General features: G+C 64.0%; 5 protein-coding genes (1 of these 5 only partly in view). All 5 read right to left on the bottom strand.

The features are described from left to right. Positions 1–365: the 5' portion of an OmpH family outer membrane protein gene (locus FHY04_RS03965; protein WP_183935413.1), read on the bottom strand. Its footprint begins 301 nt before the window's first position; 365 of the gene's 666 nt are visible here — the first part of the coding sequence; it begins with the start codon at positions 363–365; its stop codon lies beyond the left edge, outside the window. Beyond that, complete coding sequence (gene bamA, locus FHY04_RS03960; protein WP_081874098.1) at positions 365–3,085, bottom strand: outer membrane protein assembly factor BamA; 2,721 nt, start codon at positions 3,083–3,085, stop codon at positions 365–367. Before bamA ends, FHY04_RS03965 begins: the two co-directional genes overlap by 1 nt. A 118-nt stretch (positions 3,086–3,203) precedes the next feature. After that, a complete protein-coding gene (gene rseP, locus FHY04_RS03955; protein WP_166747766.1) occupies positions 3,204–4,337 on the bottom strand; it encodes an RIP metalloprotease RseP in 1,134 nt (377 codons plus the stop codon). After that, positions 4,334–5,491, bottom strand: coding sequence for a 1-deoxy-D-xylulose-5-phosphate reductoisomerase (locus FHY04_RS03950; protein WP_183935412.1), 1,158 nt, complete (start codon positions 5,489–5,491; stop codon positions 4,334–4,336). The genes rseP and FHY04_RS03950 overlap by 4 nt, the downstream gene beginning before the upstream one ends. After that, positions 5,488–6,243 (bottom strand): phosphatidate cytidylyltransferase, encoded by a 756-nt coding sequence (locus FHY04_RS03945; RefSeq protein WP_031394215.1) that lies wholly within the window; start codon positions 6,241–6,243, stop codon positions 5,488–5,490. The genes FHY04_RS03950 and FHY04_RS03945 overlap by 4 nt, the downstream gene beginning before the upstream one ends. Between the last annotated feature and the right edge of the window lie 32 nt (positions 6,244–6,275).

Raw genomic sequence — 6,275 nt, 5'->3', positions numbered from 1 at the left:
CGCTGTGCCGGCTGGGTCAGACGGGCCAGCTCCTGGTTTGCCGTGGTCTCGCGTGCCTGGATCGCCTGAGCCTGGCTCTGAAGCGACGCCGCATTCGGGGTCGGCGCGCGCTGCGCGGTCTGGAAGGCGGTCACGAGCGGCTGGAGTTCGCGTGCGATCGCCTGGCGGCGGGTCTCGGCCTGGTCGAGCTGTGCCTTGTAGGTCGTCTCGATCTGCCCACGCGCGGTGGTCCAGGCCTTGGAGCCTGCGATCGCGCCCTGCGGGTCGGCGACCGCGATACCAGAAACCTGGGCCTGCGCCGGTGCGACGATCGCCGCCGGTGCGAGCACGGCTGCGGCGAGAAGAAGCGTCTTGAACGTCGTCATCAGAACTGTGTCCCTACGTTGAAAGTAATAAGCTTGGGGTCATCACCCGGCTGCGTCAGGATCGCCTTGGCAAGATCGATACGCAGCGGGCCGAACGGCGAATTCCAGTTCACGCCGATACCCACCGACAGACGGGGCCGCGGCGAATTGCCAAGGAAGGTCTCCTTGAACGGCGCAATCGCGCTGGTCGCAATGACATTGGCCTCGGCACCCGCGCAGGCGCCGCCGAGCGTATCAGAATAGCCCGTCTGACACGTCGTCGCCCGCTGCGCCGTTTCGGTCGCGCCGGTCGGCGTGTAGGTGTTGAAATAGAGCTGGCGGCCTGCGCTGTCGAACAGCGGCGTGTTGATCGGCAACACGGTGACATTGCCGGCCGCGTCGACCGACGTTGGGAAAACCGCGGTTGGCAATGGCTTGGTGATGCCGAACAGGCTGCCGATCTGCGCGTAGATGGTCGGGCGAAGCCCCAGTTCGCGCGCGCCAGAGCCCAGCGGAATCTCGATTTCGGCACGAGCCAGATAATAAGCCCGGCCGCCGAGCGCGTCGTCGACGATCTGATTGCGATCGGTCACCACGGTCTGCGTACCATCGGCCGCAGTGACATATTGCTGGCGCAGGACCCGCGGACCGACGCCGCGAATGTCGAAACCACGGAATTGCGGCTCGCCGAGATAGAAGCGGTCGGTGATACGGACGCGATCGACGCCTTCGCCACGGCTCTTCTCAAGCGAGTGGATATAGCCGCCCTCGGCGATGATCGAGCCGATAAAGCCGCTGCCGAGGTTCCAGAACTTCGATCCTTCGGCGCGCGTACGGATATACTTCACGTCGCCGCCCAGACCGGCAAAGTCCTGGCTGAACGAGAAGCGCTGCCCGGCGGTCGGGCGCAAACGGCTGTTCAGCGTATCGTAGATCAGCGAATAGCCGATCGACGACGTCCAGCGATTGCCGAGTGCTTCACAGAGGTAGCGCCCGGCCTTGAGCGGGTCGCAGACGCCGTTGGTGAAATAGGAGGCCTGATCGAGGCCGACCTCGTCATAGGACAGGCCGTAGCGGCCCGACAGCGACCAGAACTCGGTCAGCGGCACACCGGCACGGATCTGGAAACCCGTCGAGACCTGTGAATAGGTCGTCTGGCGATCGTTGCCGACATAGTTGAACGAATTGTAATCACGCCGGAATATGTCGCCGCCGAGCGCGATGTTCTTGTCGAACAGATAGGGCTCGGTGAAGCCAAGCTCGATCGACTTGGAATAGCTCGAATAGTTCACGCCGGCGCGCAGTTCCTGGCCCTTGCCGCGGAAATTGCGCTGCGTGATGTTCGCCTGGATGATGAACCGCTCGAGGCTCGAATAGCCCGCCGACAGCTGCAATTCGCCCGTCGAGCGCTCTTCCAGATTGGTTTCAAGGATGACGCGGTCAGGCGCGGAGCCTGGCGTCTGCTTGATTTCCATCTTGTCCTGGAAATAGCCGAGCGAGTTGATGCGATCCTGCGAGCGCTTCACCTGGAAGCTGTTGAACGCGTCGCCCTCGGCAAGACGGATCTCGCGACGCACGACCTTGTCCTGCGTCTGCGAATTGCCGTTGATCTCGACCCGCTCGACATAGGTGCGCTTGGCTTCGGCGATGTTGAAGTTGATACCCATGGTCAGGGTATCGACGTCCTTCTGGAACTCCGGGTTCACCTCGGTGAACGCATAGCCGAAGAGGCCCGCGGTCTGGCTCAAATTGTCGACCGAATCCTCGACGAGCTTCGCGTTATACCACTCGCCCTTCTTGAGCGGCAGCGTCGAGGCGAGCTTCTTGTTGTCGAAATCGCGGATCTGGCTGTCGACGGTGACGTCACCGAATTTGTAGCGCTTGCCCTCCTCCACCACGTACGTGATGATGAAGTCCTTCTTGTCCGGCGTCAGCTCGGCGACCGCGGACGTTACGCGGAAATCGGCATAGCCCTCAGTCAGGTAGAACTGGCGCAGCTTCTGCTGGTCGTAGCTCAGACGATCCTGGTCATAGCTGGTCGCCGAGGACAGGAGGCGGAAAAGCCGTGCCTGCTTGGTCGCCATCTGGCCGCGGATCTTGTCGTCCGAGAACACCTCGTTGCCGAGGATGTTTATCTGGCGGACCTTGGACTTCGGCCCTTCGCTGATCTCGAACACGACATCGACGCGGTTCTGGTCGAGATTGACCATCTTCGGATCGACCACCGCGGCGAAGCGGCCCTGCCGGCGATAGAGCTCGATGATCCGCGCGATGTCCTGACGGACGGCGGTGCGCGTGAAGATCTGCCGCGGCGCGAGCTTGATCTCCTTGGTGATCTTGTCCGCCTTGAGCGCCTTGTTGCCCTCGAGGATCACGCGGTTGATGATCGGATTCTCGCGGATGCGCAGGACGATATTGCCGTCCTCAACCCCGGCGATCGAGTAATCCGCGAACAGGTCGCTCGCCTGCAGGTCCTTGAGCGCCTGGTCGAGCGTTTCCGCCGTGTACGGGATGCCGACACGGAGCTTGGTGTAGCTCAATACGGTCTCGGGCTCGATGCGCTGCGAGCCTTCGACACGCAAAGTCTTGATCAGAGTCTGGGATACAGGCGCCGCTACGGGCGTTGTAGGAGCAGATGCAGGGGCAGCCGCCTGTGCACGTGGCGGACCGGATCGTGCCTGCGCAGCGGGGGCTGAACCCGCAGGCGCAACCTGTGCCCAGACCGGCACGCCGGACAGCATCGTACCTGCCAGGAGCAGGGCGCCGTTACGCGCCAAAGTGTAACCGTTGATTGCTGTCACCAAACCCACCCCAAGAAACTTGCATACGCAAGGGCGCGCCCGCCCTGCCCTAACCGCGTCAGCCGATCAAGCCGGCCAGATTCTTCCACAACCCGAAATTGCCGAGATCGTTGAAGGTCACGAGAAGCATCAGTGCGAGGATCGCCGCAAGACCGCCGCGATACGCCCATTCCTGAACGTCGGGACCGACGGGCTTTCGTCGGACTGCCTCTATCGCATAAAATAGCAAATGTCCGCCATCAAGCATCGGCACTGGCAGCAGGTTGATGAACCCCAGATTGATGGACACCAACGCAATCAGAAAGACATAGGCATCGAGGCCGAGCGACATCTGCTCACCCGAGACCTTGGCGATACTGAGCGGTCCGCCTAGCTCCTTGACGGAGCGACGGCCCGAAATCACCTGGCCCAGCGTCTCGACCATCATCGAGACGATCTCGCCGGTCCGCTTCACCGCGACGGCCGGTGCTTCGAGCAAGCCGACGCGAACGACGATGGGTTTGCCACCGGCGATCCCGAGCCGGCCGATCCGATATTCATTCCCGAACCGGTCGCGCTGTAGCTCGGTACCGATCACGACATCGCGCGACACCAGTCGTCCATCACGCAGTACATCAATGCGGGTGCGCTCTCCCGCACGGATGCGGGCGTAGCGTGCCATGTCGTCGAAGGTTTCGACCGAACGCCCGCCCAGCGCGGTGACCCGGTCGCCCTGTTGCAGACCAGCGAGTGCCGCCGCGCTCCCGGGAACGGTCGCCCCGATCACCGGCGGCATCCGGACGTCGCCATAGGCGAGCGCGAATCCGGCGAGGATGACGATCGCGACGACGAAATTGACCACCGGGCCTGCAGCAACGACGATCGCGCGCTGCCAAACCGGTTTCGACTGGAATGTCCGCTGGCGTTCCTCGGCGGGCAAGGCGAGCCACTCGGCGGAGGGCTGGCTTGCGGGGGTCATGTCCCCGGCGAATTTCACATAACCACCAAGCGGCAGCCAGCCGAATTTCCAGCGGGTGCCGCGACGATCCGTAAAGCCGGCGATCTCGCGTCCGAACCCGATCGCAAAGGCGTCGGCCTTGATCCCGAATATCCGTCCAGCGAGATAATGGCCCATCTCGTGGACGAACACGAGCGGTCCGATGACGAGCATAAAGGACAGGATCGTCAGCGGGATACCGGGCGTTTCGATCAAACCACGCAGTCCTTCACACGCTCGTTCGCAAGACGCCGCGCCTCGGCGTCGATGGCCAGAACGGCATCGACGCTGTCCGGTGCGGCCGGATCGTAGCGTATCAGCGTATCCTCCACGATTGCGGCAATTTCGAGGAAGCCGATCCGGCGGTTGAGAAAGGCGTCGACCGCGACCTCGTTCGCCGCGTTGAGGATCGCCGGGCGCCCCCCGCCCGCGTCCAGTGCTTCGCGCGCCAGCCGCAATGCGGGAAACCGGACCGGATCGGGCGCCGCGAAATCGAGTCGGCCGATGCTGACGAGATCGAGCGGCGCCATCGGTGTCGCCATCCGGTCGGGCCAGGCCAGGGTATGCGCGATCGGCGTGCGCATGTCGGGCGGGCCGAGCTGCGCGAGAACCGAGCCATCGACATAGTCGACCAGGCTGTGGATCACCGACTGCGCATGGATGACGATCTCGATCCGGTCGGGTGCGATCGGGAACAGCCGGGCGGCCTCGATCAGTTCGAGGCCCTTGTTCATCATCGTCGCCGAATCGACCGAAATCTTGGCGCCCATCGACCAGTTGGGATGCTTGACAGCCTGTTCGAGCGTCACGCCGCGCATCTGATCGGTCGTCCAGTCGCGGAAGGGCCCGCCGCTGCACGTCAAGATGATCCGCCGTATGCCTTCGGGCCGCGCTGCATCAAAGCATTGGAAAATCGCGTTATGCTCGGAATCCGCCGGGAGCAGGGTCGCCCCGGACCGCGCAGCTGCGCGCAAGATGACGTCGCCCGCGGAGACCAGCGGTTCCTTGTTCGCGATGACGACCGTGCCGCCCTGCTCGATTGCCGACAGGACGGGCTTGAGGCCCGCACAGCCGACGATCGCGCCCATCGTCCAGTCGGCGCCCGATGCGGCGGCCTCGGCGATCGCGTCAGGGCCGCCGCCGGCGCGGACACCCGTTCCCGCCAGTGCCGCCTGCAACTCTGGCAGGCACTGCTCGTCGGCAACCACCGCGAATTCGGCGCGGGTCCGGATCGCGGCCGCGGCGAGCCGCGCGACGTCACAATTTGCGGTCAGCGCGACGACGCGAAAACGATCGGGCTCGCGTTCGACGAGATCGAGCGTCGACGTACCGACCGACCCGGTCGCACCGAGAATCGTGACGCTTTTCATGAGTATAAGCTCGGCAACATGATGAGTAACGCCGCGACGGGGGCGACCGGGACGAGCCCATCGAGACGGTCCATCACGCCGCCATGCCCGGGCAGCGTATTGCCGCTGTCCTTGACGCCTGCGACGCGCTTCAACCAGCTTTCGTACAGGTCCCCCATCTGCGCCAGCGCCGCGAGAAACGGCGTGGCGAGCGCGAGGTGGAACGGCAGCGCATATTCGACGTGAAGGATCGCCGCGACGATGCCCGCGAGCACCACGCCGCCAATCAGGCCCGACCAGGTCTTGTTCGGGCTGATCACGGGTGCAAGCTTGGGTCCGCCGAGTGAGCGTCCGGTGAAGAACGCGCCGATATCGCACGCCCATACCAGCGACAGCGCCCAAAGCGTCAGGAGGACGCCGTCCTCCTGACGCCGGATGATCATCAGCGCGAGCACGGGCAGCCCGCAATAGATAATTCCGAGCGCCAGCGGAGGCTTACGCGTGGTGATGACAACGAAGAACGCCGCCCCGGCAAGCAGGCCGAGCGTGAAGAAGTCGTGCACGACGAGGATCAGCGAGGCCGGCGCCATCAGCGCGAGCGGCACGGATAGCGCGAACTGCGTCATGCGCCTGGTTTTCGCGTCGGCGCCCTGCAGCATCGCCCATTCGGCCATCATGAACAGCGCCGCCACCACGCCAAGGAGCCAGAAGGCGATGCCGCCCAGCGTCAGCGCGATGCTCGCGACGACGATCATGCCGACGCTGGCGATCATCCGGAGCTTGAGGTTGGACGGTGTGCGAAGCG

The organism is Sphingomonas sp. BK481, assembly GCF_014194875.1.
Lineage (GTDB): Bacteria > Pseudomonadota > Alphaproteobacteria > Sphingomonadales > Sphingomonadaceae > Sphingomonas > Sphingomonas aerolata.
The sequence above is the reverse complement of the archived record's forward strand: the minus strand, read 5'-3'. Positions and strand labels throughout refer to the sequence as shown.

Coding starts and splice junctions, on each gene's coding strand:
- bamA (WP_081874098.1), bottom strand. CDS start 3,085: ATGCTGTCCGGCGTGCCGGTCTGGGCACAGGTTGCGCCTGCGGGTTCA.
- FHY04_RS03950 (WP_183935412.1), bottom strand. CDS start 5,491: ATGAAAAGCGTCACGATTCTCGGTGCGACCGGGTCGGTCGGTACGTCG.
- FHY04_RS03945 (WP_031394215.1), bottom strand. CDS start 6,243: ATGATCGCCAGCGTCGGCATGATCGTCGTCGCGAGCATCGCGCTGACG.